This is a genomic window from Caulobacter sp. GW821-FHT09H08, from assembly GCF_059415885.1.
On sequence record NZ_JBWKOC010000007.1, the window covers coordinates 55,338 to 80,040 of the forward strand.

Consider the following 24,703-nt stretch of genomic DNA (forward strand, 5'->3'; position numbering starts at 1 on the left):
CGAGGGACGCGTCATGACCGACGCCGCCCTCCCCGCAGCCTCCGCCCCCAGCGCGCCGCCCAGCGCCGCCCCCCAGGTCGACTGGGGCAAGCTGATGCTGGGCTTCGGGGCCATGGTCATCGGCCAGTTCATGGCCATTCTCGACATCCAGATCGTGGCGGCCTCGCTGCCGCAGATCCAGGCCGGCGTCGGGGCCAGCACCGACCAGATCAGCTGGATTCAAACCGCCTATCTGATCCCCGAGGTCGTGATGATCCCGCTGTCGGGATACCTGTCGCGGCTGTGGGGCACTCAACGCCTCTACCTGATCTCGTGCACTGGCTTCATCGTCATGAGCGTGCTGACGGGCCTCAGCTCGTCCATCGACATGATGATCCTGACCCGGGCCCTGCAGGGCTTCATCGGCGGGGCCATGATCCCGACGGTGTTCGCCGTGGCCTTCACCGCCTTTCCCCCCGAGAAGCGCGTGACGGCCAGCGTGATCATGGGCCTGATCGTCACCCTGGCGCCGACCGTCGGCCCCACCCTGGGCGGTCACCTGACCGAGGCCCTGTCCTGGCGCTGGCTGTTCTTCATCAACGTCCCGACCGGCCTGATCGTGCTGTTCGGCGTGGCCCGTTGGGGCGAGTTCGACAAGGGCGACCCCAGCCTGGCCAAGGGCTTCGACTGGTTTGGCCTGGCCGTCATGGCCGTCTTCCTGATGAGCATGCAGTACGTGTTGGAGGAAGGCGCCAAGAACGACTGGTTCGACGACAGCGAGATCTTGTGGCTGACCGTTCTGGCCGTCATCGGCGGCGCGCTGTTCATCTGGCGGCAGCTGACCTATCGCAACCCGATCGTCGAGTTGCGCGCCTTCGCCAATCGCAACTTCACGGTCGGCGTGGCGATGACCGCCGTCTCGGGCGCCAGCCTGTTCGGCGGCACGTTCCTGCTGCCGCAGTTCCTGGGCCGCGTGCGCCACTATTCGGCGTCGGAGGTCGGCACCACCATGGTGGTCTCGGGCCTCTCGATGTTCATGACCGGCCCGATCGCCGGCCGCTTGGTCCGCAAGACCGATCCGCGCGTGCCGATGTGCATCGGCTTCCTGCTGGCTGGCTGGGGCATGTTCATGGCCCACGCCGTCAACAAGGACTGGGGTTTCTGGGAGTTCGCCGGCGTCCAGGCCTGTCGGGGCGTCGGGGTCATGATCGCCATGATCGCGACCCAGCAAATCACGATGAGCACCCTGCCCCCGCACATGGTCAAGAACGCCTCGGGCCTGGTGAACCTGTCACGCAACACCGGCGGCGCCGTCGGTCTCGCCTTGCTGGCCACCTCGATCACCCAGCAGACGGCGCTCTACTACGACGACCTGACCTCCAAGGTGACGCAAGGCAGCCCGGCCGCCGGCATGATGGCGGGCCTGACCGAGCGGATGATGCAGCTGGGCGTCTCCGACCCTGGCGGCGCGGCGCGCAAGGCCATCGGCGGCATGATTCAACAGCAGGCGACGGTGCTGGCGTTCGGCGACAGCTTCACCCTGCTGGCCATCGGCTGCTTCATCGCCGCCGGCGTGTCGCTGTTGGCCCAGCCGGCCAAGAACGCCCCGCCGCCGCCTTCGGACGCTCACTGATGCCCAGAGTCCTCTGATGCCAAGGGTCCCCGGACAGATCGACGTCGCCAAGACCGAAGCGATCCTCGACGCCGCCGTCGAGGTGATCGGCGAGCGCGGCCTGGCGGCCCCGATGGAGGAGATCGCCCGCCGCGCGGGGGTGTCCAAGCAAACGGTCTATAACCACTACGGCTCGAAGGCCGAGCTGATGCGGGCCCTGATGCAGCGCCGGGTGGAAAGCATCACCGCCTCGCTGCGCGAGCCCGGCGCCGAGGAGAACCCGACCGAGACGCTGGAGGCCTACGCCCGCTCGGTTCTGGAAACGGTGATGACCACCAAGAACTACTCGATGATGCGGGTCATCATCCTGGGTTCGGGCGAGATGCCGGATATCGCGCGCGAGGTCTTCGAGGCCGGCCCGCTGAACGCCCGCCGGCAACTGGCCGCGTTCCTCGAGACGGAGACCAAGCTGGGCCGCATGAGGGTCGAGGATTTCGACCAGGCGGCGGAGTTCTTCTCCGGCATGGTCATGGGCCACAGCCAGCTGCGGTCCCTGCTGCGCCTGCCGTCCGAGAAGAGCCAGGAACAGTTCGGCCGCCTCGCGCGGGAGGCGGCCGAAAGGTTCATGCGGGCCTACGCGCCGTAGGTCTCGAGACTTACGCCTCTTCGGCGTCCGGCATGCCCATCATGTGGAAGCCGGCGTCGACGTGGACGACTTCGCCCGTGGTCGACTTGCCGAGGTCGGAGGCCAGCCACAGGGCGCAGCCGGCGACGCCTTCCATCGAGGTGTCTTCCTTCATGGCGCTGAAAGCACGGCCTTGGGCGATCATCCCGCGGCCGCCGGCGATGCCGGCCAGGGCCAGGGTGCGCATGGCGCCGGCCGAGATGGCGTTGCAGCGGATGCCCTTGGGACCCAGGTCACGGGCGATGTAGCGGGTCGAGGCTTCCAGAGCCGCCTTGGCCACGCCCATGGTGTTGTAGTTCGGGATGGTCCGCTCCGACCCCAGATAGGTCATGGTGATCAGCGAGCCGCCATTCGGCATGATCTTCGACGCGCGCTTGGCGACGTCCACGAAGCTGAAGGCCGAGATGTTCATGGCCAGCAGGAAGCCCTCGCGGGTCGTGTTGTCCACGAACGAGCCCTTCAGCTCGTTCTTGTTGGCGAAGGCCACCGAGTGGACGACGAAGTCGATCGTCCCGAATTCCTTCTCGATCAGCTCGAAAGCCGCGTCCATCGAGGCGTCGTCGGTGACGTCGCAGGGGATCATCGTCTTGACGCCGATGCTCTCGGCCAGCGGGCGCACACGGCGCTCCAGCTCTTCGCCCTGATAGGTGAAGGCCATTTCGGCGCCCTGGGCGGCCAGTTGGCTGGCGATGCCCCAGGCGATCGAGTTGTGGTTGGCCACACCCATCACGAGGCCCTTCTTGCCCCGCATCAGCTCGCCCTTGGGGAACGCGTAATCGTCGGCCATGTGTCGGGCCCCTTCTGAAAGTCGTTGTCCGCTGGTTAGCAGGGGGCGGGGCGGGGCGGAACCCTTCAGCGACGGACCAGATCCGCGAAGGCCGCTTCCAGCGACCGGGCGAAGGCGACAGGATCGAAGACGCTGGAGGTCTCCACGGCCTTGGCCAGCCTGACTTTCAGTGGGTTCAGCGACGAGGGATCGCCCGCGAAGCCGGCGGCCTTGGCGATATAGGCCTCGACATCGGGTGCGATCAGCTCGGGAAGATCGAGCGCCGTCAGCAGGCTGGCCCCGACACGGCTGGCGAAGCTCCGACCCGGCAGGGTCAGCACCGGTATGGCCATGCGCAAGGCGTCGCTGGCCGTGGTGTGGGCGCCGTAGGGCCAGGTGTCCAGAACGAGATCGGCCAGGGCGTGCCGGGCCAGGTGTTCGGCCTGCGGGACCGGTTCGGCGAAGATCAGGCGATCAGGTGAGAGACCGGCCGCAACCGCATGTTTCTTCAGATTTTCCGGGACGCCCGGCGCGCCGGAATAGAGCCAGAGCACGGTGTTCGGAGCGGCCTTGAGGATCGCCATCCAGGCCGCGAAGACCGGCGGCGTGATCTTGGCCGGATTGTTGAAGCAGCAGAGGACAAAGGCGTCTTCCGGGAGGCCCGCCTGGGCGCGGCTCGGCGGCGGTATGGCCGGTCCGAGCGCATCGTTCGGCTGGTAGAGCGGCAACCGCACCACCGCCTCGGACCAGTCGGACTCGGCCCCTGGCGGCAGAGTGACCGCATCGGCGATCACATAGTCGGCGTGGGCGGCCAGCGTGCCGGGATAGCCCAGCCAGCTGACCTGGACCGGCGCGGCGCGGTGGGCCAGGACCCCCGGTCGGCCGTCCTGGGTGTAGCCCTTCAGGTCGACGGCGATGTCGATCCCCAGCGCGCGGCAACGCTCGGCGACACCTTGATCCGTAAGGCTTTTCGCCTCGATCCAGTGCTCGCAGGCCGCCTTCAGGCGCTCGCGCATCGGGCCGCCGGCGTCGGGCCCGTACGAGACGGCGAAGACCTCGAACCGGCTTCGGTCGTGAGCCTCGAGCACTCCGGCCAGCAGCCGCGCTGTCGCGTGCTCGTGCAAATCCGCAGACAGATAGGCGACCCGCAGGCGCTCGCCAGACGGCCGGACCGGCCATACCGGCGCCGAAACCGTCGGCGGCGCGGCCAACTGGGCGCAGCGGCGGTGCACGACCGGCTCGTCGAAGATCGCCAGGGCCGCGAACGGCGCGATGGCGAGTCGGCCAAGCTTCAGCTCGGCCTTGACCAGCATGTCCAGCGCCGCGTCCTCGTCCCAGTTGCAGGCTTGGCGACGCGCCCACATCAGATCGCCCGTGACCCGGGGATAGAGCGGGTCGAGCTCCAGCACGGCTTCCAAGTCACGCGCCGCCTCGACCGGCCGGTTCAGCAGCGACTTGAGCGCGGCCCGGTTGGCCAAGGCCTTGGGCTCGCGCGGCGCGGCGTCGACGGCCTGGTCGAGCGCGGCCAGGGCCTCGTCGAAGCGACCGAGGTCCGTCAGCGCGATCCCGCGATTGCAGAGGGCGTCAATGAAGCCCGGCTGGGCCGCGAGCGCCGCGTCGTAGGCCGCCAGAGCCCGTTCGGGCTGGCCGAGCCGTCGCAGTGAGACGCCCAAAGCATTGAAAACGGGAGGATTTTTCGGATCGGCCGCGATCGCCGTCGTCGCGGCGACCACCGCCTCGTCGTCGCGCCCAAGGGCGTTCAGCACCAGGGTCCGCGCGGAAAGCACGCCGGCGCGAGCCGGATCCAGGACCAGCGCCGCGTCCAACGCTTCCAGGGCGCTCGCCGCCTGGTTCAGGCCGATGCGCGCTACGCCCAGGATATGCCAGGCCTCGACGCTGGGCGCATCGACGACCAGCCGCTCGCACAAGGCGGCGGCCTCGGCCATCCGGCCGGCTCTATAGAGATCGAAAGCCTCGCGGGCGGTCGTCAAACGCGCCCCCAAAGACGCTAGTCGACGCGGCTGAAGATCAGCGTGCCGTTGGTGCCGCCGAAGCCGAAGCTGTTGGACATCACCGTGTTCAGCGACTTGTCCGAACGCTCGCGCAGGATCGGCAGGTCGGCGAACTCGGGATCCAGCTCCTCGATATTGGCGCTCTCGGCCGCGAAGCCGTTGTTGAGCATCAGGATCGAGTAGATGGCCTCCTGCGCGCCGGCCGCGCCCAGGCTGTGGCCCGTCAGTGACTTGGTCGACGAGATCAGCGGCGGCTTGTCGCCGAAGACCTCGCGCACTGCGCCCATCTCCTTGCTGTCGCCGACCGGCGTGGAGGTGCCATGCGGGTTCAGGTAGTCGATGGTGCGGTTGCCGGCCTCGGCCATGGCCAGGCGCATGCAGCGCGCCGCGCCTTCACCGGACGGGGCGACCATGTCGTAACCGTCCGAATTGGCGGCGTAACCCACGACTTCGCCGTAGATCTTGGCCCCGCGCGCCTTGGCGTGCTCGTACTCTTCCAGCACCACGATGCCCGCGCCGCCGGCGATCACGAAGCCGTCGCGGTTCTTGTCATAGGCGCGGCTGGCCACGGCCGGACGGTCGTTGAAGTTGCTGCTCATGGCGCCCATGGCGTCGAACAGGTTCGACAGGCTCCAGTCCAGCTCCTCGCAGCCGCCGGCGAAGACCACGTCCTGCTTGCCCAGCTGGATCTGCTCGGCGGCCGCGCCGATGCAGTGGGCGCTGGTCGCGCAGGCCGAGCTGATCGAATAGTTGATGCCGCGGATCTTGAACCAGGTCGACAGCACCGCCGACGGACCCGAGCTCATGGCCTTGGGCACCGCGAACGGACCGATGCGCTTGGGACCCTTTTCCTTGGTCGTCGCCGCCGCGTCGATGATGACGCGGGTGGACGGACCGCCCGAGCCGACGATCAGGCCGGTGCGCTCGTTCGAGATATCGGCCTCCTCGAGGCCGGAATCGGCGATCGCCTGCTCCATGGCGATGTGGGCATAGGCCGTGCCGGGCGCGAGGAAGCGCGCCGCGCGGCGATCCACCAGCGACTCCCACTCGATCTGGGGCGCGGCATGGACCTGGCAGCGGAAGCCGAGCTCCGCATATTCGGGCGCGGCGACCACGCCGGACTTGGCTTCCCGCAGGGAGGCCAAGACCTCATTGGCGTTGTTGCCGATGGACGAGACGATTCCCAGTCCGGTGACGACGACGCGACGCATATCGTAAATCCTCTTCTCCCCCTCCAATCCGTCAGGGGCCGACTCTCAAGGGTCGGTCTCGTCTAACGGATCAAGCCATTTGTTCGGGCGTGAACAGGCCGACCTTGAGATCCTTGGTTTCGTAGATGGGCTTGCCGTCGGCCTCCAGGACGCCATCGGCGATTCCCATGACCAACTTACGCATGATCACCCGCTTCAAGTCGATCTTATAGACGACTTTCTTGACGTCCGGAGTCACCTGGCCCGTGAACTTCACTTCGCCGACGCCCAGGGCGCGGCCGCGGCCGGGACCGCCGGACCAGCCCAGGAAGAAGCCGACCAGCTGCCACATGGCGTCTAGGCCCAGGCAACCAGGCATGACGGGGTCGCCGATGAAGTGGCAACCGAAGAACCAGAGGTCCGGATTGATGTCGAACTCGGCTTCGACATAGCCCTTGCCGTACTTGCCGCCCTCGGATTCGATCCGGACGATCCGATCGAACATGAGCATCGGCGGGGCCGGCAGTTGAGCGTTGCCGGGGCCGAACAGTTCACCGCGGCCGCAAGCCAGGAGTTCTTCGAAGGTATAGGCGTTCTTCTGCATAAGGGACGCCCTAGCACGGCGGTGGGTCAGGTCTCAACGTTTCCCTGCCTACCTATGTTCCTATCCCTTGCGACACTGGACGGCGGGATCCGCCCCCCAGATGTCGCTCTCACGCGCCCAGCCCTGCGAACCGTCGGCGCGCAGGCGGCACCAGCCCTTCTCGCACTTGTCGAGGCCGGCCACCGAATGGCCCTTCAGATAGGCGCTGACCTTGGCCCCCGTTTTGGGGGCGCTGAGCAGCGGCAGGTTGGTCGGCTGGATCCGCATGGCCGAGCGCCGGCCATCGGTGGTCCGCTTGTGCACCCAGGCCAGCCCGCCTTCCGGATCGCAGATCCGCCGCCACTCGCGCGTTTCGGCCACCACCTGCACCGGCAGGCCCTTGGCGTGATAGATCCACAGCAGCTGATGGGCCTCGTCCGGGCCGTTGCGGGCGTTCACTTCGGCGTATTTCAGCGAGACATAGCGCGGCACTTCCAGGCCCGAGGGGGTGATTTTCGGCCCTTCGGCCGCCGCCGGGCCGGCCAGCATGGTCACGCTCGCCGCAATTCCGACGAGAGAAGCCGCCAAACGCATCCTGGACGACCCACGAGACGAACGTTGTTCTGATTTCCTCGGCATGTTGCTTGGCCCCTTCGGGCCCCTTTGCTACAGCTTTCAAACGCCCGTCAGTGAGAGCTTTTCAAACCGCCCATGGCCGCCCGCAAGCTCAAAGTCATCGTCACCCGCAAACTCCCGGATCCGGTGGAAACCCGGATGTGCGAGCTGTTCGACACCGAACTCAACGTCTCCGACAAGCCGTTGACGGCGGATGAACTGGTCGACGCCATGAGCCGGTGCGATGTGCTGGTGCCGACGATCACCGATCGTATCGACTCGCGTCTTCTGTCGCGATCCGGCGATCGGCTCAAGCTGATCGCCAATTTCGGCGCCGGCGTGGACAATATCGACGTCGCCACGGCCAACGCCCGGGGCATCATCGTCACCAACACCCCCGGCGTGCTCACCGAGGACACGGCCGACCTGACGATGACCCTGATCATGGCCGCCTCGCGCCGCATCGTCGAAGGCGCCGAGGTCGTGAAGGCCGGCGGCTTCCATGGCTGGTCGCCAACCTGGATGCTGGGCCGCCGTCTCTGGGGCAAGCGGATCGGCATCATCGGCATGGGCCGCATCGGCCAGGCCGTGGCCCGCCGCGCCAAGGCCTTCGGCATGCAGGTGCACTACCACAACCGCAAGCCGGTCAGCCCGCGCATCGCCGAGGAGATCGGCGCGACCTATTGGGAGAGCCTCGACCAGATGCTGGCCCGTATGGACTTCATCTCGGTCAACTGCCCGCACACCCCGGCCACCTACCACCTGCTGTCGGCCCGCCGGCTGAAGCTGCTGCGGCCGCACGCCGTGGTCGTGAACACCGCCCGGGGCGAGGTGATCGACGAAGGCGCTCTGGCCAACATGCTGGCCAAGGGCGAGATCGCTGGCGCCGGCCTGGACGTCTACGAGCACGAGCCGGCCATCAATCCCAAGCTCCTGAAGCTGCCCAACGTCGTGTTGCTGCCCCACATGGGCTCGGCCACGGTCGAGGGCCGCGTCGACATGGGCGAGAAGGTCATCGTCAACGTGAAGACCTTCATGGACGGCCACCGCCCGCCGGACCGCGTCATCCCGTCGATGCTGTAGTCGCGCTCGCAGGCCCATTGCGGATCAGCGGGTATCCTCGCTAAACCGTGATCTGGGGTTGTGTGGGACTACTCGAATGATTTCTCGTCGCCACGTTATCGCGGGCGCAGTCGGCGTGCCTTTGGCCATTCATGCGCTTCCGGCGCTGGCTCAAGCGGGACCGCACTCGATCGACGACCTGAACGCGCCGCAACGCGACCGCGACGCGGCTCTGTCGCCCGACGGCAAGAAGATCGCCGTCGCCTCGACCAACGAACTGGGCAACGACAAGGTCGATTCCCGCGTCACGATCATCCCGGCCGACGCGCCGGATCAGACGCTGGTGGTCCTGCCGCTGGGCGACCGCGAGGTCCAGAGCGTCTACTGGGCCACCGACACGCGGCTGCTGGTCACCCTGCTGGTCCCCCTGCGTCGGGCGCGGGCGGAGACCGGCACCCGCTTGGCCCGCAGCAGCGACACCTACGAGCGCGAACCGCCCAAGGCGCGACGGGTCCTGGCCATCGACGTGGACGGCAAGAACAGCGTCATCCTGTTCGACGACGGCACCGGCAAGCTGGCCGAGGTCCACGACCTGGGCTCGATCGTCGACCTGATGCCCGACGATCCCGATCACATCATGATGCGGGCGGCCAACTACAGCAGCCGGACCTACTGCCTCTACAAGGTCGACATCCACACCGGTAAGACCGAGCTGATCGAAACGGGCGCGCTCAAGACCTGGGCCTGGATGTGCCAGAACGGCGTCCCGGTCGTCCGTTACGACTACAATCAGCGCGGCACGGTCCAGACCATCTATGTCCGCCCGCCGGGCGCCGCCGAGTGGAAGTTCTTCCGCTCGCTGCGCAAGGACGAGTTCAACAAGCAGGAGTTCACCCTGGTCGGCAGCACGCCCGAGCCTGGCGTACTGCTGGCCGCCGCCCGCGAAGGCGTCGGCGGGACCCTGTCGCTGCGCAAGTTCGACGTCCGGAGCCTCGAGCTCGGCGAGACCCTGGCCAGCCGTCCCGACCGTGACGTCGAAGGCGCCCTGACCACCCGCAAGGGCCATTTCCTGGCCGCGACTTTCATCGACGATCGGCAGACCTACCAGTTCGCCGACCCGAAGATGGCCGCCGTCTATCGGGGCCTGAACAAGTATCTGGGCGACACCTGCAACGTCCGCATCTTCGACATCAGCGAGGACGGCAACCGCTTCCTGGCCTGGGCCAGCGGACCGCAGGAGCCCGGCACGATCTATTTCTACGACCGCCTGACCAAGCGCTTCGATGGTGTCGGCCAACGCTCGCCGAAGCTTGTTCCGGAACGGCTGGCGACCATGGAGACGATCGCGGTCAAGACCCGCGACGGCCTTCCGGTGACCGCCTATCTGAGCGTGCCGCTGGCCTCGGGTCCCCGGCCGCTGGTGGTGCTGCCGCACGGCGGTCCCGAGAGCCGCGACACCTATGGCTATGACGTCTTCGCCCAGGTGCTGGCGGCCCAAGGCTGGCTGGTCCTGCAGCCGAACTTCCGGGGCTCGGGCGGCTACGGCAAGGCCTTCGCCGACGCCGGCCGCAAGCACTGGGGCGACAAGATGCAGGAGGACGTCGAGGACGCCATCGCCCAGGTCGTCGCCAGCGGCCGCGCCGATCCCAAGCGCATCGCCATCTGCGGCGGCAGCTACGGCGGCTATGCGGCGCTGATGGGCGCGGTGCGCCGGCCCGAGCTCTACAAGGCGGTCGTCGCGATCGCCGGCGTCAGCGACCTGGTCGAGTCCGTCGAATCCACCAAGTTCTACGACGGCGCCGACGCACCCAGCTATTACTACTGGCTGGAGACGATCGGCGATCCAGCCAAGGACCGCGCCATGATGGAGGCGGGCTCGCCAGCGCTGCACGCCGCCAAGGTGGCCGCTCCGGTGCTGCTGATCCACGGGATCGAGGACGACATCGTGCCGGTCAAGCAGTCGCGGATCATGTATTCGGCCCTCAAGAGCGCCGGCAAGTCCGTGGAGATGGTCGAGCTGAAGGGCGCGGGCCACCGCGACCTGCAGCCCGAGGAATGGGACATCATCTACAAGAAGTCGGTCGCCCACATCGCCAAGGCGTTCGCCTAAGGCCTACTCGACCGGATGGGCCGACAGCCAGGTTTCCAGGTCCCGGGCCGAGCGGTCTGGGACCTGCTCCATCGGCACGTGGCCGACGCCGGGATAGAGGATCAGGGTCGCGCCCGGTATGGCCTTGTGGAACCGCTCGCCATCAGCGGCCGGGATCAGTTTGTCCTCCTGGCCGAACATCACCAGGGTGGGGACGTGGATCCGCGACAGGTCCGCCGTCGTGGCGGGACGACGCGGACCCGACTGCAGGCCGAGCAGGATGTCGCGATGCCCGGGACCTCGGGCGAGGTCGGCGTAGCGATCGATCAGCGCCGGGGTGACCAGCGTCTGGTCGACATAGCCCGCCCGCAGGCCCTGGGCGATCAGCGGCCGGGTGTCGATATCCTTCAGAACGGCCCGACCGATCGGATTGCGCAGGATGTTGAAGATCGTCGCGCCACTGGCCTTCTCCGCCGGCCAGCCCGCGGCGTCGACCAGGATCAGGCGCTGGACCTTGTCCGGATGGTCCAGGGTGAAGGCCCAGGCCACGCCGCCGCCCATCGAGTTGCCGCCCAGGGTGAAGCGGGTCAGGCCCAGCTTGCGGGTCAGCTCGTCGATCGTCGCCTCGAACCCGTCACGGCCAGCCGTATAGGCGCCGCTGGTCCGCGTCAGGCCATGGCCCGGCAGGTCCAGAACGATCACCCTGTGGCGCCAGGACAGGCGCTGCGCCCACTCGTCCCAGGCATGGGTCGAGGCCGAGAAGCCGTGGACCAGGATGATCGCCGGTGCGTCGCGCGGTCCCAGGTCGCGGTAGTGCACGCGGACGCCGCCCGAGAGCTCCGCATATTGGGAGTCCGGATAGCCATACCGCTCTTCCAGCGTGGCATAGGGTATGTCCGGCCGCTGCAGCAGCAGCCAGGCCGCCCCCGCGAGGACGACGATCAGCGCCAGGGCGATCGCGAGACCGCGCAAGAATGTCTTCATCTCGCCCTCCCCGCGATCTGAACAGGCGTTCCACAATTTGAACGAACGCCGTTCTTCTAAATCCGTCAAGCGCCGCAGAACGCGCAATGGGGATCGGGGCCGATGCGGACGGTGCGGGTTTCGGCGGAAAGAGCGTCATAGATCAGCAGCTTGCCGGACAGGGGCTCGCCCGCGCCGGTGATCAGCTTGACCGCTTCCAGGGCCATCATCGAGCCGATCACCCCGGCGAGCGCACCGACGACGCCGACCAGCGAGCAGGTTTCGGCGTCCGGCGGGACCTCGGGCACCAGGCAGCGGTAGCAGGGCTTGCCGTGGAACACCCCGACCTGGCCGGTCCAGCGGCCTAGGGCGCCGCTGACCAACGGCTTGCCGTGCGCGAGACACGCGTCGCTGACGGCGAAGCGCGTGGCGAAGTCGTCGGTACCGTCCAGGACGAGGTCATACTGGGCGACGATATCGCCGGCGTTCTCCGCGTTCAGCCATACCGGATGGGTTTCGACCACCGTGTGCGGGTTCAGGGCCGTCAGGCGCTCAACCGCCGCCTCGACCTTGGGCTGGCCGACATCGGCGGTGGCATAGAGGACCTGGCGCTGCAGGTTCGACAGCGAGACGACGTCCGGATCGACCAGGCCGATGGTCCCCACCCCGGCGGCCGCCAGATAGAGCGCGACCGGCGCGCCCAGGCCGCCTGCCCCGACGACCAGCACCCGCGCGGCCTTCAGCTTCTGCTGGCCGGGACCTCCGACCTCGCGCAGGACCAGATGGCGGGCATAGCGCTCGACCTCTTCCTGCGAGAAGCTCATCCTTGATCTCCGTGGTGAACCTCGCCACATGCGAAGCCATGCAAAGCTCGACTTCCTTCCCCGACTGGCACGGCACGACCATTCTGGCGGTGCGCAAGAACGGTCAAACCGTGATCGCCGGCGACGGACAGGTCTCCATGGGCCCAACCGTCGTCAAGGGCAACGCCCGCAAGGTCCGGCGTCTGGCCGGCGGCAAGGTGGTGGCGGGCTTCGCCGGCGCCACGGCCGACGCCTTCACCCTGATCGAGCGCCTCGAGGCCAAGCTGGAGCAGTATCCCGACCAGCTGGCCCGCGCCTGCGTGGATCTCGCCAAGGACTGGCGAACCGACCGCTATCTCCGCAAGCTGGAAGCCATGCTGCTGGTGGCCGACAAGACCGCCATCTACACCGTCACCGGCGTCGGCGACGTGCTGGAGCCGGGCGAAAGCGCCGACGGCAACGCCGTGGCGGCCATCGGCTCGGGCGGAAACTATGCGCTGGCGGCCGGCAAGGCGTTGATCGACCAGGATCTTTCGGCCGAGGAGATCGCTCGCAAGGCCATGGCCATCGCCGCCGAGATCTGCGTCTACACCAACGGCAACCTGACGGTCGAAGTCCTCTAGGACGAAGCCTGGTAGGCTTTCGTCGCAAACCGGGTGCGTGGCGCGCCTCCCCGGGCATGGCTGTGAGTTTGGGGAGGATCCTGCATGCTCAAGACCATTCTGACCGCCATCGTCGCGCTGACTGCCGCCACGCCCGCGCTCGCGGGCTCCAAGCCGCCCGCCGCCCAGATCGAGGCCGCCGAGCGCGCCTTCGCCGCCGATGGGCTGACCATGGGGGTCAAGGGCTCGTTCCTGAAGCACATGGCCGACGACGCCATCATTTTCGCCCCCACGCCGACCAGCGCCAAGGCCCTCTACAGCGCCAAATCCGGCCAGGGCGAGCCGAAGATCGAGTGGTGGCCGGCCTTCATCGTCGCGTCCAAGTCGGGGGATCTGGGGCTCTCGACCGGCCCGGCGGTCTATGACGGCGTGCCCGGCGGCTGGTTCTCCAGCATCTGGCGCAAGGACGCCGACGGGACCTGGCGCTGGATCTATGACGGCGGCGGCGCGGCCAATGCGGCGGCGGCGCCCAGCCAGGCGACCCCAGCGGTCCAGGGTCCGGTTTCCGCCAGGGGCGAAGGCTCGGCGGCCAAGGCCTTCGAAATCGTCCGCGCCGCCGAGGCCAGCCTGGCCGAAGCGACCGGCAAGGACGCCCCCGCCGCCTATCGCGCGGTGCTCAGCGGCGACGCGCATCTGCTCGGCCCGCGAGGCACGCGGCCCCTGCTGCCGACCGCCGTCGACACCCGACTTTCCCAGCGGCCCGCGACCATGACCCTGGCCCTGCGCGGCGGCGGCGCGTCCAAGGCCGGCGATCTCGTCTGGACCCAGGGGGAAGCCGGCTGGACGGAAACGACGAAGGACGGCGCTCAAAAAGTCGCCGCGGCCCACTATATGCATGTCTGGCAACGCCGCCCGGAGGGGTGGCGTCTGATCTTCGAGGCCCTGATCAACGACCGATGACTGAGTTTTCCCCCCGCGAGATCGTTTCCGAACTGGACCGCTACATCGTCGGTCACCACGAGGCCAAGAAGGCCGTGGCCGTCGCGCTTCGCAACCGCTGGCGTCGTCGCCGGGTCCCGGCGGACCTGCGCGACGAAGTCACGCCCAAGAACATCCTGCTGATCGGTCCCACGGGGGTGGGCAAGACCGAGATCGCCCGGCGCTTGGCCAAGCTGGCCCAGGCGCCCTTCCTGAAGGTCGAGGCCACCAAGTTCACCGAGGTCGGCTATGTCGGCCGGGACGTCGACCAGATCGTCCGCGACCTCATGGAAAGCGCCCTGGCCATGGTCCGCGACAAGCGCCGCGCCGCCGTCCGCGCCAAGGCCGAGGCCGCTGCCGAGGAGCGCATTCTCGACGCCCTGACCGGCCCGGGCGCCACGGCCGCCCGCGACAGCTTCCGCAAGAAGCTCCGCGCCAACGAGCTGGACGACAAGGAGATCGAGCTGCAGCTGGCCGACACCGGCGGCGGCCAAAGCTTCGAGATCCCCGGCCAACCGGGCGCGGCGGTGCTGAACCTGTCGGAGATGATGAAATCCTTCGGCGGCGGTCGCACTAAGACCCACAAGACCACCGTTTCAGCCGCCTGGACCCCGCTGATCGCCGAGGAGAGCGACAAGCTCCTCGACCAGGAGGCCCTCACGCAGGAGGCCCTGGAGCTGGCCGAGAACCACGGCATCGTCTTCCTGGACGAGATCGACAAGGTCGCCAGCAGCTCGCAGCGCTCGGGCGCCGATGTCTCCCGCGAGGGCGTACAACGCGACCTGCTGCCGCTGATCGAAGGCACGACGGTCTCGACCAAGTATGGGCCGGTGAAGACCGACCACATCCTGTTCATCGCCTCGGGCGCCTTCCACGTGGCCAAGCCGTCGGACCTGTTGCCCGAGCTGCAGGGCCGCCTGCCGATCCGCGTCGAGCTGAAAGGCCTGTCGCGCGACGACATGCGCCGCATCCTCACGGAGCCGGAAGCCAACCTGATCCGCCAGCACCAGGCCCTGATGCTGACCGAAGGCGTGACCCTGACCTTCACCGACGAAGCCATCGACGCCCTGGCCGACGCGGCCGTGGCCGTCAACAACTCGGTCGAGAACATCGGCGCCCGTCGCCTGCAGACGATCCTGGAAAAGGTGGTCGAGGAGGTCAGCTTCTCGGCGGCCGATCGCAGCGGCGAGACGGTGGTCGTGGACGCGGCCTATGTGCAGGAGCGTATCGGGGCTCTGGCGGCCAATGCGGATCTGAGCCGGTTTATTTTGTAGGAAGCTGGAGAACCGAAAACCTCGTCCTTCGACAAGCTCAGGATGAGGTTTTCTACTGAAGCGGCGCCAAAAGTAGTCCTCACCCTGAGCCTGTCGAAGGGCGAGGACGCCCCGCCCTAAGAGGCGGCGGCCACCGCCTCCATCCCCAGCATCGCCGCCTTACGCGCCAGGCCCCAGTGATACCCCGTCAGCCGGCCGCTCTTGGCGATGGCGCGGTGGCAGGGGATCAGCAGCGAGATCGGGTTGGCCCCGATGGCGCCGCCGGTGGCTTGGAAGGCCTTGGGCTTGCCGGCCCAGCCGGCGACCTGGCCATAGGTGGCCGTCTCGCCGGTCGGGATATTCAGCAGCGCCTTCCAGACCTGGATGTGGAACGGCGAGCCGATCAGCACCACCGGCAGCGGCCCCTCCCCGCCCGCAAAGGCGTGCAGGGCCGTGGCCTGGGCGGCCGCATCGTCGCGGGTCCAGTCAGCGGCCGGGAAACGGCGGTGCATGTCGGCAAAGGTCAGGTCGTCGTCGCCGTCCGAGAAGGCCAGGCCCGCGAGGCCCCTGTCCGCCATCACGAACAGGCCCCGGCCGAACGGCGTCGGGGCCCAGCCCCAGCGCAGCCGCATGCCCGCGCCACGCCGGCGCACCTCGCCTGGCGTCGCCGCCTCCTGGGCGATGAACAGGTCGTGCAGCCGCGACGGCCCCGAGAGTCCGGCGTCAAAGGCCGCGTCCAGCACCGTGCCGCCGGCCTCCAGCGAGCGCCGGGCCTCGGCATGGGCGATGGCCGAGACGAAGCTCTTGGGACTGACCCCGGCCCAGCGGGTGAAGATGCGCTGGAAGTGGAACGGCGACAGGCCCACGGCCTGGGCCGCCTCGTCCAGCGAGGGATGCTCCGACCACCGCTCGGCCAGCCAGTCCAGCGCCTTGGCCATGCGGTGATAGTCGATTGAGCGCTCCGCCAGACGGACCAGCTCTTCGTTGGCCGCTTCGGGAATCGCCGTCGCAAAGGGGGATGCGTCGTATGCCATGCTCATAGACTACGGCCCTCGCATAACGGCGTCCGCCCGGTTCTTGCTGTCGGTTCCGAACTTAGTGGCCCGCCCCATGCTTGGCGAGCGGTCCGCATCACGGCATGGTCCCGCCGATGGCCAAAGCCCCCGCTCCGAAAAAGAAGAAGCCGCCCGTCAAGCGCATCAGCCCTGCCGAGCGCGAACGCGTCGAGGTGCTGTTCGACCGCTTCGAGAGCCTGGACCTGCATCCCAAGACCGAGCTGAACTATTCCAACCCGTACGAGCTGGTCACCGCCGTCGCCCTTTCGGCCCAGGCCACCGACGTCCAGGTCAACAAGGCCACCGGCCCGCTGTTCCAGGTCGCCGACAGCGCCGAGAAGATGCTTGAGCTCGGCGAAGAGGGGCTGATCAAGTACATCGCCTCGATCGGCCTCTTCCGCACCAAGGCCAAGAACGTCATCGCCGCCGCCCATATCCTGATGAACAAGCACGGCGGCCAAGTGCCCCTGAACCGCGCCGACCTTGAGGCCTTGCCGGGCGTCGGTCGCAAGACCGCAAGCGTGGTGCTCAATGAACTGGACATCGAACCGGCCATCGCCGTCGACACCCACGTGTTCCGGGTTTCGCACCGGTTGAAGCTGTCCGCCGGCAAGGTCCCCGACGCGGTCGAGCAGGACTTGATGCGGATCGTGCCCGGGCCCTACCAGACGCGGGCGCACCACTGGCTGATCCTGCACGGGCGGTATGTCTGCGTGGCGCGCAAGCCGAAGTGCGAGGTGTGCAGGATCAGCGATCTGTGCCCGTCGCGGGAGTTGTTCCTGGGGGCGTAGGCATCAAATCTACTCCCCCTCTGGGGGAGGTGGCCCAGAGGGCCGGAGGGGGCAGCTCGGCAAAGGCCGCATTAGCCCCCTCAGTCGCGGAGTTTATCCTCGGGCCGACCTTCGGTCGGACCCGGGGGCGACAGCTCCCCCGAAGGGGGAGCAGAGGTTAGGATATCGCCCGCACCACTGCAGCCGCGAACGCGGCCCCACCGTCATGCGCGTGCTGCAGGAACAGGTCTGGCTCGATCACCTCCAGCTCCATCAGCTGCGGTGTGTGATCCAGGCCCCGGATCAGGTCCACTCGGGCATAGGTCAGCGGCTCGCCGGCCGCCTCCAGCACCATCTCGGCCGCCCGCAGAGCCTCGCGCTCCGGCGCGATCTCGCTGACGCGGCCGCCGAACTGCGGCTGGACGCGGAAGTCGCCCTCGACGGCGACCTTGGTCACCGCGTGGCTGAAATGGCCGTCGAAGAAGAACAGCGACAGCTCGCCCTCCTCGCCCACCGCAGGCAGGAACGGCTGGATCAGGGCCGGGCTGGTGGGGCCGCCCTCGAGAGAGCCATGGCGCTTCACGCGGATCGTCTCGTGCGAACCCGCCGAGACCTGCGGCTTGACCACCAGCTCGTCGCCGCCGAACGCATCGAACGCGGCCAGGACCGCCTCTTGCGTCAGGACGTCGTGGGCATGGGTCGGCACCACCGGCGCGCCCTTGCCCGCCAGCTCGACCAGATAGGTCTTGGTCGAGTTCCAGCGCAGCACCGACGGCGGATTGACCACCTTCACACCGGCGGCCTCCAGGGTGTCGAGCTTCTCGAACCATTCGGCCTGGCGACCGTGATAACCCCAGGCCAGGGACGGCATGACGAGGCGCGCCTGGTCTTTCTCGATCGCGTCGGTCCAGGGCTGGGAGGTTACCGTCAGCCCCTTGGCGCGCAACGGCGCGGCCAGGCGCTCGAACAGCGGCGCCCAGGCGTTCGCGAACAAGGGCTCGTCGCGGGCGGGGACCAGGAGCAGGACGTCGACCATCGGTTTACTCACGCTTGCTAGGAGTGTGCAGCTAGGATGTCGCAGACCCTCGGACAACCCCCGCGTTGCCTTGGCGAGCCACATCCTTTAATCGCAAACGCTGTTTGGCCTTTTGGCCCTGCTCTTTCAAAGGTTTGTTCCGTCCCATGACCGCGCTCTACGACGTCGCCGCCATCGGCAACGCCATCGTCGACGTCATCGCCCAGTGCGACGACGCCTTCCTCGCGCGCGAAGGCCTGGTGAAGGGCTCGATGGCCCTGATCGATCCGGCGCGAGCGGCCAGCCTGTACGACGTCATGGCCGCGGCCATCGAGGCCTCGGGCGGCAGCGCCGCCAACACCGTAGCCGGCGTCGCCAGCTTCGGTGGCAAGGCCGCCTTCATCGGCAAGGTCGCCGACGACCAGCTGGGCCGTGTGTTCCGCCACGACATGAACGCCATCGGCTGCGTGTTCACGACCCCGGCCCTGGCCGAGGGTCCGGCCACCGCCCAGAGCCTGATCAACGTCACCCCCGACGCCCAGCGCACCATGTCGACCTATTTGGGCGCCTGCGTCGAGCTGACGCCGGCCGATGTCGATCCCGAGATCATCGAAGCCGCCCAGTTCTCGTATCTGGAAGGCTATCTGTTCGACCCGCCGGAAGCCCGCCGCGCCTTCGCCAAGGCCGCCGCGCTGAGCCACGGCGCGGGCCGCAAGATCTCCATGACGCTGAGCGACAGCTTCATGGTCGACCGCCACCGCGGCGCGCTGCTGGGCTTCATCGAGACCCAGTGCGACATCGTCTTCGCCAACGAGGACGAGGTCTGCTCGCTGTTCGAGACCACCGACTTCGACGCTGCCGTTAAGGCCCTGGCCGAGCGCAGCGAGATCGCCGCCATCACCCGGGGCGAAAAGGGCTCGGTCGTGGCCGCTGGCGGTCAGCTTTACGAAATCTCGGCCTACCCCGTGGAAAAAGTCGTGGACACGACGGGCGCGGGCGACCAATACGCCGCAGGTTTCCTCTACGGCCTCTCCCAGGGCCGCCCGCTGCCGGTCTGTGGCCAGCTGGGCTCTCTGGCCGCCGCCGAGGTGATCGATCACTACGGTCCGCGCCCGCAGGTCTCCCTGCGTGAGCTGGCTGCGAAGAACGGCCTGTAAGCCAAGAACGGACTGTAAGGATTCAGATGGCCCGCACCGCTGAAGTGGTCCGCGAGACGAAAGAGACCCAGATCCGGGTCTGGATCGATCTCGACGGGACCGGCGTCTCGACGATCTCCACCGGCATTGGTTTCTACGACCATATGCTGGAGAGCTTCGCGCGCCACGGCGGCTTCGACCTGAAGGTCGAGACCAAGGGCGACCTGCATATCGACATGCACCATACGGTCGAGGACACCGGCATCGTGCTGGGCCTGGCGATCAACAAGGCGCTGGACGGCTTCAAGGGCATCCGCCGCTTCGGCCACGCCTATATCCCGATGGACGAGGCCCTGACGCGTTGCGCCATCGATCTCTCCAACCGGCCGTACCTGATCTGGAAGGTCGACTTCAAGCGGCCCAAGGTCGGCGAGATGGACACCGAGCTCTTCAAGGAGTTCCACCACGCGTTCGCGATGAATGTCGGGGCCTGCGTCCATCTGGAGACCCTGTACGGCGACAACACCCACCACGTGGCCGAAAGCGGCTTCAAGGCCCTGGCCCGGGCGCTGCGTCAGGCGGTCGAGATCGACCCGAAGACCGGCGGCCAGGCTCCGTCCACCAAGGGCGTGCTGTAGGAACCTGATTTCATGCAGACCGTCGCCCTGATCGATTACGGGTCGGGCAACCTGCGTTCGGCCGAAAAGGCCCTGCGCGAGGCGGCCCGCCGCTCCGCGATCGACGCCGATATTGTCGTCACCGCCGATCCCGACCTTGTCGCCAAGGCCGATCGCGTCTTCCTGCCCGGCGTCGGGGCCTTCGCCTCGTGCCGCGCGGGCCTGGACGCCACCGGCGTCTATGAAGCGATGAACCAGGCCGTGCACGGCCGGGGCGTGCCCTTCATGGGCATCTGCGTCGGTCACCAGCTCTTGGCCACCGAAGGCCTGGAGTTCGGCGTCACCCCCGGCCTCGACTGGATCGCCGGCCAGGTGAAAAAGCTCGAACCGACCGATCCCGCGCTGACCATCCCGCACATGGGCTGGAACGCCATCAAGTTCGCCCGCCCTCACGCCCTGTTCGCGGGCATCGAGGACGGCGCCCACATGTACTACGCCAACTCGTTCGCCCTGACGGCGGCCGACCAAGCCGACGTGGTTGCGATCACCGACCACGGTGGTCCGTTCACGGCGGCGGTGGCCAAGGGCAATGTCGCGGGCGTACAGTTTCACCCCGAAAAGTCACAAGCTTCAGGGCTCGCCCTGCTCGCCAACTTCCTGGAATGGCGCCCATGATCCTCTATCCCGCCATCGACCTGAAGGACGGCCAGTGCGTGCGCCTGCTGCACGGCGACATGGAGAAGGCCACGGTCTTCAACAACTCGCCCGCCGACCAGGCCCAGCGCTTCGTCAAGGACGGCTTCTCGTGGCTGCACGTCGTCGACCTGAACGGCGCCATCGAGGGCAAGTCGGTCAACACGGCCGCCGTCGAGACGATCCTGGAGTCGATTTCCATCCCCGTGCAGCTGGGCGGCGGCATCCGCACCCTGGAAGGCGTCGAGGCCTGGATCGAAGCCGGCGTCAGCCGCGTCATCCTCGGCACCGTGGCCGTGCACGACCCCGAACTGGTCAAGAAGGCCGCCCGCCTGTGGCCCGAGCAGATCGCCGTGGCCGTCGACGTCCGTGACGGCAAGGTCGCCATCGACGGCTGGACCGGCCTGTCGGACCTGTCGGCCATCGACCTGTCGCGTCGCTTCGAGGACGCCGGCGTCGCCGCCCTGATCATCACCGACATCAGCCGCGACGGCGCCCTGACCGGCGTCAACGTGGAAGGTGTGGGCGAGCTGGCCGACGCCGTCTCGATCCCGGTCATCGCCTCGGGCGGTGTCGCCGCCGTGGCCGACATCGAGCGTCTCAAGGCCCGCAAGGGCGTCGAGATCGCTGGGGCCATCCTGGGCCGCTCGCTCTATGCCGGCACCATCAAGCCGTCCGAAGCCCTGATCGCGGCGGCCGTCTGATGCTGAAGACCCGGATCATTCCCTGCCTCGACGTGAAGGACGGGCGGGTGGTCAAGGGGGTCAACTTCGTCTCCCTGCGCGACGCCGGCGACCCGGTGGAGCAGGCGCGGGCCTATGACGCCGCCGGCGCCGACGAGCTGATGTTCCTGGACATCACCGCCTCCAGCGAAGGCCGCGGCCTGATCCTGGACGTCATCTCGCGCACCGCCGAGGTCTGTTTCATGCCCGTCTCGGTGGGCGGGGGCGTTCGGCAGGTGTCGGACATGCGCCGGCTTCTGCTGGCCGGGGCCGACAAGGTCTCGACCAACACCGCCGCCGTCGAGAACCCCGACCTGATCGCCGGGGGCGCCGACGCCTTCGGCTCCCAATGCGTGGTCGTGGCCATCGACGCCAAGCTGCGCGAGGACGGCTCGGGCTGGAACGTCTGGACCTATGGCGGCCGCAAGGACACCGGCCTCGACGTCGTCGACTGGGCCGCCAAGGTGGTCGAGCGCGGTGCGGGCGAGATCCTGCTGACCTCGATGGACCGCGACGGGGCCAAGATCGGCTACGACATTCCGCTGCTGAAGGCCGTGACGAGCGCCGTCAACGTGCCGGTGATCGCCTCGGGCGGCGCGGGCAAGACCGAGCATCTGGTGGAAGCCGCCCGCGACGGCCACGCCGCCGCCGTGCTGGCCGCCTCGATCTTCCACTTCGGCGAGATCTCGATCGGCGAGGCCAAGCAGGCCATGGCCGACGCCGGCATCCCGGTGCGCCTGGACGCTCTGAAGGGGGCCGCATGAGCCGTCTGACTGAAGTCCTGGACCGCCTGGCCGCGACCATCGAAAGCCGCAAGGGCGGCGACCCGACAGCGTCCTACACCGCCAAGCTGCTGAACGATCCGGCGTTGGCGGCGAAGAAGCTGGGCGAGGAAGCTGTTGAGACGGTGATCGCCGCCGTGGCTCAGGGGCCTGAAGCCCTCGCGGCCGAGAGCGCCGACCTGCTGTATCACTGGCTGGCGCTGATGGCCGCTTCGGGCGTGTCGCTGGACGCGGTGGCTGAAAAGCTCGAGGCCCGCGAGGGCACTTCAGGCATCGCCGAGAAGGCGTCGCGGAAAAACTGAACCCCTCTCTCTATAAGAGAGGGTTTTTGTCGATCCTCAGCTCTTTCGCTTCAGCGCCACATAAAGCGCCCCATCGCCGCCATGGCGCTGGTCCGCCTGCGACACCCCGGCGATCATTTCCCGCACCGCCGGCCCGGCCAGCCATTCCGGCGTCCGCGACTTCAGCACGCCGTGCCCGACCTTGCCCTTGCCGGTGATGACCAGCACGGCGCGGTGGCCGTCCTCGTAGGCGCGGCGGATGAAGCCTTCCAGCGTGGCGCGAGCCTGGTCCTGGTCGAGGCCATGCATGTCCAGGCGCGCGCCGATCGGGTCGTGCGCCTTGACAATGCGGCGCTTGCGGTTGGGTTCGATGCGGTCGGCGGCGGTCTTGAAGACCCGAGACGGCCCCGGCTTGAGCTCTTCGGGATCGATGCGCAGCGGCGCGATCGAGGCCAGGCGTGTCGGGGGATCAGCCCCAACCGCCGTCTCGGCCTTCAACGAGGGCCGGATGCGCGCCTTGGACCGCATCTTCTCCGGTTTCTCCGGCGCGCGGGGAACTACCGTCGAGGCGACGAGCTTCCAGAGGCGTCGGTCGTCCTCCGGCCCGGGTGGCGGCTTCTTGGCCACGTCAGGGGTTCGGGACGAGCCGGTAGAGACGCAGGGCGTGGCGCACCCGCCCGGCCTCGGCTCCGGCGGCCGAGCCGCTGCCCATATAGAGGTCGGCGCGCACGTCGCCCTTGATCGCGCCGCCGGTGTCCAGCGCCACCACCGCCCGGCGATAGGCCGGGAAGGCCCCGGCCAGCTTCGGCGCGGCGGCGTCCAGCCAGTAGAGGCCGCCGTAGGGGTGACGGCTGGGATCGATCGCGATCGCGCGGCCGGGCGGCAGCGAGACGCCGGCTGAACCCACAGGCTCCTTGCCATCGTCCGGCGCGGTCTTGAAGAACACGTAGCGCGGGTTCAGCTGCATGATCGCGTCGGCCTCGGGCCCGCGATGGTCGGCCAGCCAGTTGCGGATGGCGTCGCCGGACGTGTTGTTGTCGGGCAGCAAGCCCCTGTCGCGCATGGCGTTGGCGATGCCGACGAACGGCTTGCCGTTGGTGCCGGCGAACAGCGCCCGCACCCGGCGGCCGTCGGGCAGCACCAGGACGCCCGAGCCCTGGATCTGCAGGAAGAACAGCTCCTCGGGCCGCATCCAGGCCAGGGGTCGATCGGTCGGGACGGTCTCGATCTCCGCGCGGGCCGGATAGGGGACGAAGGTCGGGCCTTCGACGTGGCCGGTGATCTTCTTGCCGATGAACGACGGCTCGAAGGCGCCCAGGTCCAGCACCACCAGGTCGGTCGGCAGGCCGCGCAGCGGAGCCGAGAACTCGGCGTTGCGCGACATCCGCGCCTCATACTGCGGGGCGAAATAGGCCGTCAGCAGGCCTTCGTCGCCGACCGGCTCGGGATGGAAGTTGGCTTCCAGGAACAGGCGCGCGCCGGCGTCGTCTTGAACGGCCGCGCCACGGGCCAGGCCGCAGGCCCGCGCCAGGGCGGCGTCCTTGGCCACGCCGCAGCCAGTGCGGAACGCATTCAGGGCCGCCAGGTGATCCTCGGTCGACCAGCCGGCCAGGCTGGAGAACGACAGCGCCGTCGGCGGCAGGGTCGTCACCGGCGGCGGCGGCGTGGGATGGCTGGTCGGCGGAGGCGTCGGGCCCGTGGTCGCCGTCGGCGGCGCGGTCGTGGCGGTGGCGCAGGCGCTCAGCAGCAGCGTCGCCAGAAGGAGCGGCGCGAAGGCCTTCGGGGTCGTCACACGGATCATCACGCCTCGGCGGCGGCCACGAACGACAGGAACCAGTTCGGATTGGCGCTCTGCACCTCGCGCTCGAAGGTCCACAGCTCGGCCGTGCGGCGATCGTCGACGCCCTCGCCACGCTCGTCCTTGGTGCGGGTGCGGACCTCGGCCAGAATGCGGACGACGGCCTTGGCCTGGTCGCCGACCACGTCGACGCTCTCCAGATCCAGGCGCGGCGGGGTCAGGAACTCGACCTTCTCGCTGCGGCCGGCGGTCTCACGGGCGATCATGGCCTGCTCGAAATTGATCATCACCTCGGGCGACAGCAGGGGCTTCAGCGCCTCGCGGTCGCCGTCGGCATAGGCCTTGACGATCTGCTCATAGGCCGAGCGGGCGCCGGCCAGGAAACGGGTCGGGTCGAAGTCGGGCTGGCGCGACTTCAGCGCCGCCATCCCTTCCGAACGGAAGCTGGGCGGCAGGTCGGCCAGGGCCGCGCCGGATCCTGGATTGGCCGTCACGGCGGCGTCCTCGGGCTGACGCCCCACCCGGCGGCCCAGGGTGGCGTACAGCTGGTACAGGACCACCGCGGCGACCGCGGCGAGGAATAGGATCTGCAGGTACTGGGCCACTTCGAGGTCCGGTAGCGGGCTTCAAGCCCTGGGGATC

The 24,703-nt window shown here is 68.2% G+C and carries 26 protein-coding genes; 14 read left to right on the forward strand and 12 right to left on the reverse strand.

Annotated features, from left to right (window positions below; all coding sequences use genetic code 11):
• The first annotated feature begins 13 nt into the window (after positions 1 to 13).
• Positions 14 to 1,612, forward strand: a complete 1,599-nt coding sequence (locus tag AC07NN_RS22595; protein ID WP_494646067.1) for a DHA2 family efflux MFS transporter permease subunit — start codon at positions 14 to 16, stop codon at positions 1,610 to 1,612.
• A 16-nt stretch (positions 1,613 to 1,628) separates the two neighbouring features.
• Entirely contained in the window at positions 1,629 to 2,237 is a 609-nt protein-coding gene (locus AC07NN_RS22600; protein WP_494646068.1) for a TetR/AcrR family transcriptional regulator, read from the forward strand.
• A gap of 10 nt (positions 2,238 to 2,247) precedes the next feature.
• Here AC07NN_RS22600 and AC07NN_RS22605 read toward each other — a convergent pair whose 3' ends face one another.
• The 5 genes from AC07NN_RS22605 to AC07NN_RS22625 form a co-directional block, all read right to left on the reverse strand.
• On the reverse strand, positions 2,248 to 3,063 hold the full coding sequence (locus AC07NN_RS22605) for an enoyl-ACP reductase FabI (RefSeq protein ID WP_494646069.1): 816 nt from the start codon (positions 3,061 to 3,063) through the stop codon (positions 2,248 to 2,250).
• 65 nt (positions 3,064 to 3,128) lie between these two features.
• The gene (locus tag AC07NN_RS22610; protein WP_494646070.1) at positions 3,129 to 5,033 is read right to left on the reverse strand and encodes an O-linked N-acetylglucosamine transferase, SPINDLY family protein; all 1,905 of its coding nucleotides are present in this window, start codon (positions 5,031 to 5,033) and stop codon (positions 3,129 to 3,131) included.
• A 17-nt stretch (positions 5,034 to 5,050) separates the two neighbouring features.
• Positions 5,051 to 6,265 (reverse strand): beta-ketoacyl-ACP synthase I, encoded by a 1,215-nt coding sequence (fabB, locus tag AC07NN_RS22615; protein WP_494646071.1) that lies wholly within the window; start codon positions 6,263 to 6,265, stop codon positions 5,051 to 5,053.
• Positions 6,266 to 6,335: 70 nt separating this feature from the next.
• Entirely contained in the window at positions 6,336 to 6,848 is a 513-nt protein-coding gene (gene fabA, locus AC07NN_RS22620; protein ID WP_494646072.1) for a 3-hydroxyacyl-[acyl-carrier-protein] dehydratase FabA, read from the reverse strand.
• Between the two features lie 60 nt (positions 6,849 to 6,908).
• Positions 6,909 to 7,466, reverse strand: coding sequence for an SH3 domain-containing protein (locus AC07NN_RS22625; RefSeq protein ID WP_494646073.1), 558 nt, complete (start codon positions 7,464 to 7,466; stop codon positions 6,909 to 6,911).
• A 72-nt stretch (positions 7,467 to 7,538) separates the two neighbouring features.
• Here AC07NN_RS22625 and AC07NN_RS22630 point away from each other — a divergent pair, with 72 nt between their 5' ends.
• Positions 7,539 to 8,525, forward strand: coding sequence for a 2-hydroxyacid dehydrogenase (locus AC07NN_RS22630; RefSeq protein ID WP_494646074.1), 987 nt, complete (start codon positions 7,539 to 7,541; stop codon positions 8,523 to 8,525).
• Between the two features lie 115 nt (positions 8,526 to 8,640).
• Complete coding sequence (locus AC07NN_RS22635; RefSeq protein ID WP_494646075.1) at positions 8,641 to 10,614, forward strand: S9 family peptidase; 1,974 nt, start codon at positions 8,641 to 8,643, stop codon at positions 10,612 to 10,614.
• A 3-nt stretch (positions 10,615 to 10,617) separates the two neighbouring features.
• Here the strand turns inward: AC07NN_RS22635 and AC07NN_RS22640 are convergent, their stop codons facing one another.
• Together AC07NN_RS22640 and AC07NN_RS22645 are read right to left on the reverse strand one after the other, a co-directional pair.
• Positions 10,618 to 11,577: an alpha/beta fold hydrolase gene (locus AC07NN_RS22640; protein WP_494646076.1), complete on the reverse strand. Its 960-nt coding sequence runs from the start codon at positions 11,575 to 11,577 to the stop codon at positions 10,618 to 10,620.
• Between the two features lie 65 nt (positions 11,578 to 11,642).
• A complete protein-coding gene (locus AC07NN_RS22645; RefSeq protein ID WP_494646077.1) occupies positions 11,643 to 12,380 on the reverse strand; it encodes a HesA/MoeB/ThiF family protein in 738 nt (245 codons plus the stop codon).
• Positions 12,381 to 12,418: 38 nt separating this feature from the next.
• Between AC07NN_RS22645 and hslV the strand changes: the two genes are divergently transcribed.
• The 3 genes from hslV to hslU all read left to right on the forward strand — a co-directional run bounded on the left by hslV (position 12,419) and on the right by hslU (position 15,213).
• Positions 12,419 to 12,982, forward strand: a complete 564-nt coding sequence (gene hslV, locus AC07NN_RS22650; protein ID WP_494646078.1) for an ATP-dependent protease subunit HslV — start codon at positions 12,419 to 12,421, stop codon at positions 12,980 to 12,982.
• 84 nt (positions 12,983 to 13,066) lie between these two features.
• Entirely contained in the window at positions 13,067 to 13,921 is an 855-nt protein-coding gene (locus AC07NN_RS22655; RefSeq protein ID WP_494646079.1) for a Cif family virulence factor, read from the forward strand.
• Positions 13,918 to 15,213 carry an ATP-dependent protease ATPase subunit HslU gene (hslU, locus tag AC07NN_RS22660; RefSeq protein WP_494646080.1) on the forward strand — a complete coding sequence of 432 codons (1,296 nt, stop codon included), beginning with the start codon at positions 13,918 to 13,920 and terminating at the stop codon, positions 15,211 to 15,213. The genes AC07NN_RS22655 and hslU overlap by 4 nt, the downstream gene beginning before the upstream one ends.
• 116 nt (positions 15,214 to 15,329) lie before the next feature.
• Here the strand turns inward: hslU and AC07NN_RS22665 are convergent, their stop codons facing one another.
• Positions 15,330 to 16,232: a methylated-DNA--[protein]-cysteine S-methyltransferase gene (locus AC07NN_RS22665; RefSeq protein ID WP_494646081.1), complete on the reverse strand. Its 903-nt coding sequence runs from the start codon at positions 16,230 to 16,232 to the stop codon at positions 15,330 to 15,332.
• Positions 16,233 to 16,330: 98 nt separating this feature from the next.
• Here AC07NN_RS22665 and nth point away from each other — a divergent pair, with 98 nt between their 5' ends.
• Positions 16,331 to 17,038: an endonuclease III gene (gene nth / locus AC07NN_RS22670; protein ID WP_494646329.1), complete on the forward strand. Its 708-nt coding sequence runs from the start codon at positions 16,331 to 16,333 to the stop codon at positions 17,036 to 17,038.
• Positions 17,039 to 17,195: 157 nt separating this feature from the next.
• On the opposite strand, the gene AC07NN_RS22675 is transcribed toward nth, so the two are convergent.
• Entirely contained in the window at positions 17,196 to 18,053 is an 858-nt protein-coding gene (locus tag AC07NN_RS22675) for an ATP-grasp domain-containing protein (protein ID WP_494646082.1), read from the reverse strand.
• A gap of 146 nt (positions 18,054 to 18,199) precedes the next feature.
• On the opposite strand from AC07NN_RS22675, the gene AC07NN_RS22680 reads away from it, so the two are divergent.
• Genes AC07NN_RS22680 through AC07NN_RS22705 form a run of 6 tightly spaced genes read left to right on the forward strand, consistent with a single transcriptional unit; the run spans position 18,200 to position 22,284 of the window.
• On the forward strand, positions 18,200 to 19,189 hold the full coding sequence (locus AC07NN_RS22680; protein ID WP_494646083.1) for an adenosine kinase: 990 nt from the start codon (positions 18,200 to 18,202) through the stop codon (positions 19,187 to 19,189).
• A gap of 26 nt (positions 19,190 to 19,215) precedes the next feature.
• The gene (hisB, locus tag AC07NN_RS22685) at positions 19,216 to 19,806 is read left to right on the forward strand and encodes an imidazoleglycerol-phosphate dehydratase HisB (protein WP_494646084.1); all 591 of its coding nucleotides are present in this window, start codon (positions 19,216 to 19,218) and stop codon (positions 19,804 to 19,806) included.
• Between the two features lie 12 nt (positions 19,807 to 19,818).
• Positions 19,819 to 20,460 carry an imidazole glycerol phosphate synthase subunit HisH gene (gene hisH, locus AC07NN_RS22690; RefSeq protein ID WP_494646085.1) on the forward strand — a complete coding sequence of 214 codons (642 nt, stop codon included), beginning with the start codon at positions 19,819 to 19,821 and terminating at the stop codon, positions 20,458 to 20,460.
• A complete protein-coding gene (gene hisA / locus AC07NN_RS22695; protein ID WP_494646086.1) occupies positions 20,448 to 21,182 on the forward strand; it encodes a 1-(5-phosphoribosyl)-5-[(5-phosphoribosylamino)methylideneamino]imidazole-4-carboxamide isomerase in 735 nt (244 codons plus the stop codon). Before hisH ends, hisA begins: the two co-directional genes overlap by 13 nt.
• Complete coding sequence (hisF, locus tag AC07NN_RS22700) at positions 21,182 to 21,964, forward strand: imidazole glycerol phosphate synthase subunit HisF (protein ID WP_494646087.1); 783 nt, start codon at positions 21,182 to 21,184, stop codon at positions 21,962 to 21,964. Before hisA ends, hisF begins: the two co-directional genes overlap by 1 nt.
• A complete protein-coding gene (locus AC07NN_RS22705) occupies positions 21,961 to 22,284 on the forward strand; it encodes a phosphoribosyl-ATP diphosphatase (RefSeq protein ID WP_494646088.1) in 324 nt (107 codons plus the stop codon). Before hisF ends, AC07NN_RS22705 begins: the two co-directional genes overlap by 4 nt.
• Before the next feature lie 36 nt (positions 22,285 to 22,320).
• On the opposite strand, the gene AC07NN_RS22710 is transcribed toward AC07NN_RS22705, so the two are convergent.
• Genes AC07NN_RS22710 through timA form a run of 3 tightly spaced genes read right to left on the reverse strand, consistent with a single transcriptional unit; the run spans position 22,321 to position 24,666 of the window.
• Positions 22,321 to 22,890 carry a Smr/MutS family protein gene (locus tag AC07NN_RS22710; protein WP_494646089.1) on the reverse strand — a complete coding sequence of 190 codons (570 nt, stop codon included), beginning with the start codon at positions 22,888 to 22,890 and terminating at the stop codon, positions 22,321 to 22,323.
• Position 22,891: 1 nt separating this feature from the next.
• Entirely contained in the window at positions 22,892 to 24,064 is a 1,173-nt protein-coding gene (gene mltA, locus AC07NN_RS22715) for a murein transglycosylase A (RefSeq protein WP_494646090.1), read from the reverse strand.
• The gene (gene timA / locus AC07NN_RS22720) at positions 24,064 to 24,666 is read right to left on the reverse strand and encodes a TIM44-related membrane protein TimA (protein ID WP_494646091.1); all 603 of its coding nucleotides are present in this window, start codon (positions 24,664 to 24,666) and stop codon (positions 24,064 to 24,066) included. The genes mltA and timA overlap by 1 nt, the downstream gene beginning before the upstream one ends.
• Positions 24,667 to 24,703: the final 37 nt, after the last annotated feature.

Bases quoted from the DNA above. Each gene is read 5' to 3' on its own strand.
- AC07NN_RS22705 (WP_494646088.1), top strand. From the start codon at position 21,961: ATGAGCCGTCTGACTGAAGTCCTGGACCGCCTGGCCGCGACCATCGAA.
- hslU (WP_494646080.1), top strand. From the start codon at position 13,918: ATGACTGAGTTTTCCCCCCGCGAGATCGTTTCCGAACTGGACCGCTAC.
- hisF (WP_494646087.1), top strand. From the start codon at position 21,182: ATGCTGAAGACCCGGATCATTCCCTGCCTCGACGTGAAGGACGGGCGG.
- AC07NN_RS22595 (WP_494646067.1), top strand. From the start codon at position 14: ATGACCGACGCCGCCCTCCCCGCAGCCTCCGCCCCCAGCGCGCCGCCC.
- fabA (WP_494646072.1), bottom strand. From the start codon at position 6,848: ATGCAGAAGAACGCCTATACCTTCGAAGAACTCCTGGCTTGCGGCCGC.
- nth (WP_494646329.1), top strand. From the start codon at position 16,331: ATGGTCCCGCCGATGGCCAAAGCCCCCGCTCCGAAAAAGAAGAAGCCG.
- mltA (WP_494646090.1), bottom strand. From the start codon at position 24,064: ATGATCCGTGTGACGACCCCGAAGGCCTTCGCGCCGCTCCTTCTGGCG.
- AC07NN_RS22655 (WP_494646079.1), top strand. From the start codon at position 13,067: ATGCTCAAGACCATTCTGACCGCCATCGTCGCGCTGACTGCCGCCACG.
- hslV (WP_494646078.1), top strand. From the start codon at position 12,419: ATGCAAAGCTCGACTTCCTTCCCCGACTGGCACGGCACGACCATTCTG.
- AC07NN_RS22680 (WP_494646083.1), top strand. From the start codon at position 18,200: ATGACCGCGCTCTACGACGTCGCCGCCATCGGCAACGCCATCGTCGAC.
- AC07NN_RS22625 (WP_494646073.1), bottom strand. From the start codon at position 7,466: ATGCCGAGGAAATCAGAACAACGTTCGTCTCGTGGGTCGTCCAGGATG.
- AC07NN_RS22605 (WP_494646069.1), bottom strand. From the start codon at position 3,063: ATGGCCGACGATTACGCGTTCCCCAAGGGCGAGCTGATGCGGGGCAAG.
- hisB (WP_494646084.1), top strand. From the start codon at position 19,216: ATGGCCCGCACCGCTGAAGTGGTCCGCGAGACGAAAGAGACCCAGATC.
- hisH (WP_494646085.1), top strand. From the start codon at position 19,819: ATGCAGACCGTCGCCCTGATCGATTACGGGTCGGGCAACCTGCGTTCG.
- AC07NN_RS22600 (WP_494646068.1), top strand. From the start codon at position 1,629: ATGCCAAGGGTCCCCGGACAGATCGACGTCGCCAAGACCGAAGCGATC.
- AC07NN_RS22675 (WP_494646082.1), bottom strand. From the start codon at position 18,053: ATGGTCGACGTCCTGCTCCTGGTCCCCGCCCGCGACGAGCCCTTGTTC.
- AC07NN_RS22640 (WP_494646076.1), bottom strand. From the start codon at position 11,577: ATGAAGACATTCTTGCGCGGTCTCGCGATCGCCCTGGCGCTGATCGTC.
- hisA (WP_494646086.1), top strand. From the start codon at position 20,448: ATGGCGCCCATGATCCTCTATCCCGCCATCGACCTGAAGGACGGCCAG.
- AC07NN_RS22665 (WP_494646081.1), bottom strand. From the start codon at position 16,232: ATGAGCATGGCATACGACGCATCCCCCTTTGCGACGGCGATTCCCGAA.
- AC07NN_RS22630 (WP_494646074.1), top strand. From the start codon at position 7,539: ATGGCCGCCCGCAAGCTCAAAGTCATCGTCACCCGCAAACTCCCGGAT.
- fabB (WP_494646071.1), bottom strand. From the start codon at position 6,265: ATGCGTCGCGTCGTCGTCACCGGACTGGGAATCGTCTCGTCCATCGGC.
- AC07NN_RS22645 (WP_494646077.1), bottom strand. From the start codon at position 12,380: ATGAGCTTCTCGCAGGAAGAGGTCGAGCGCTATGCCCGCCATCTGGTC.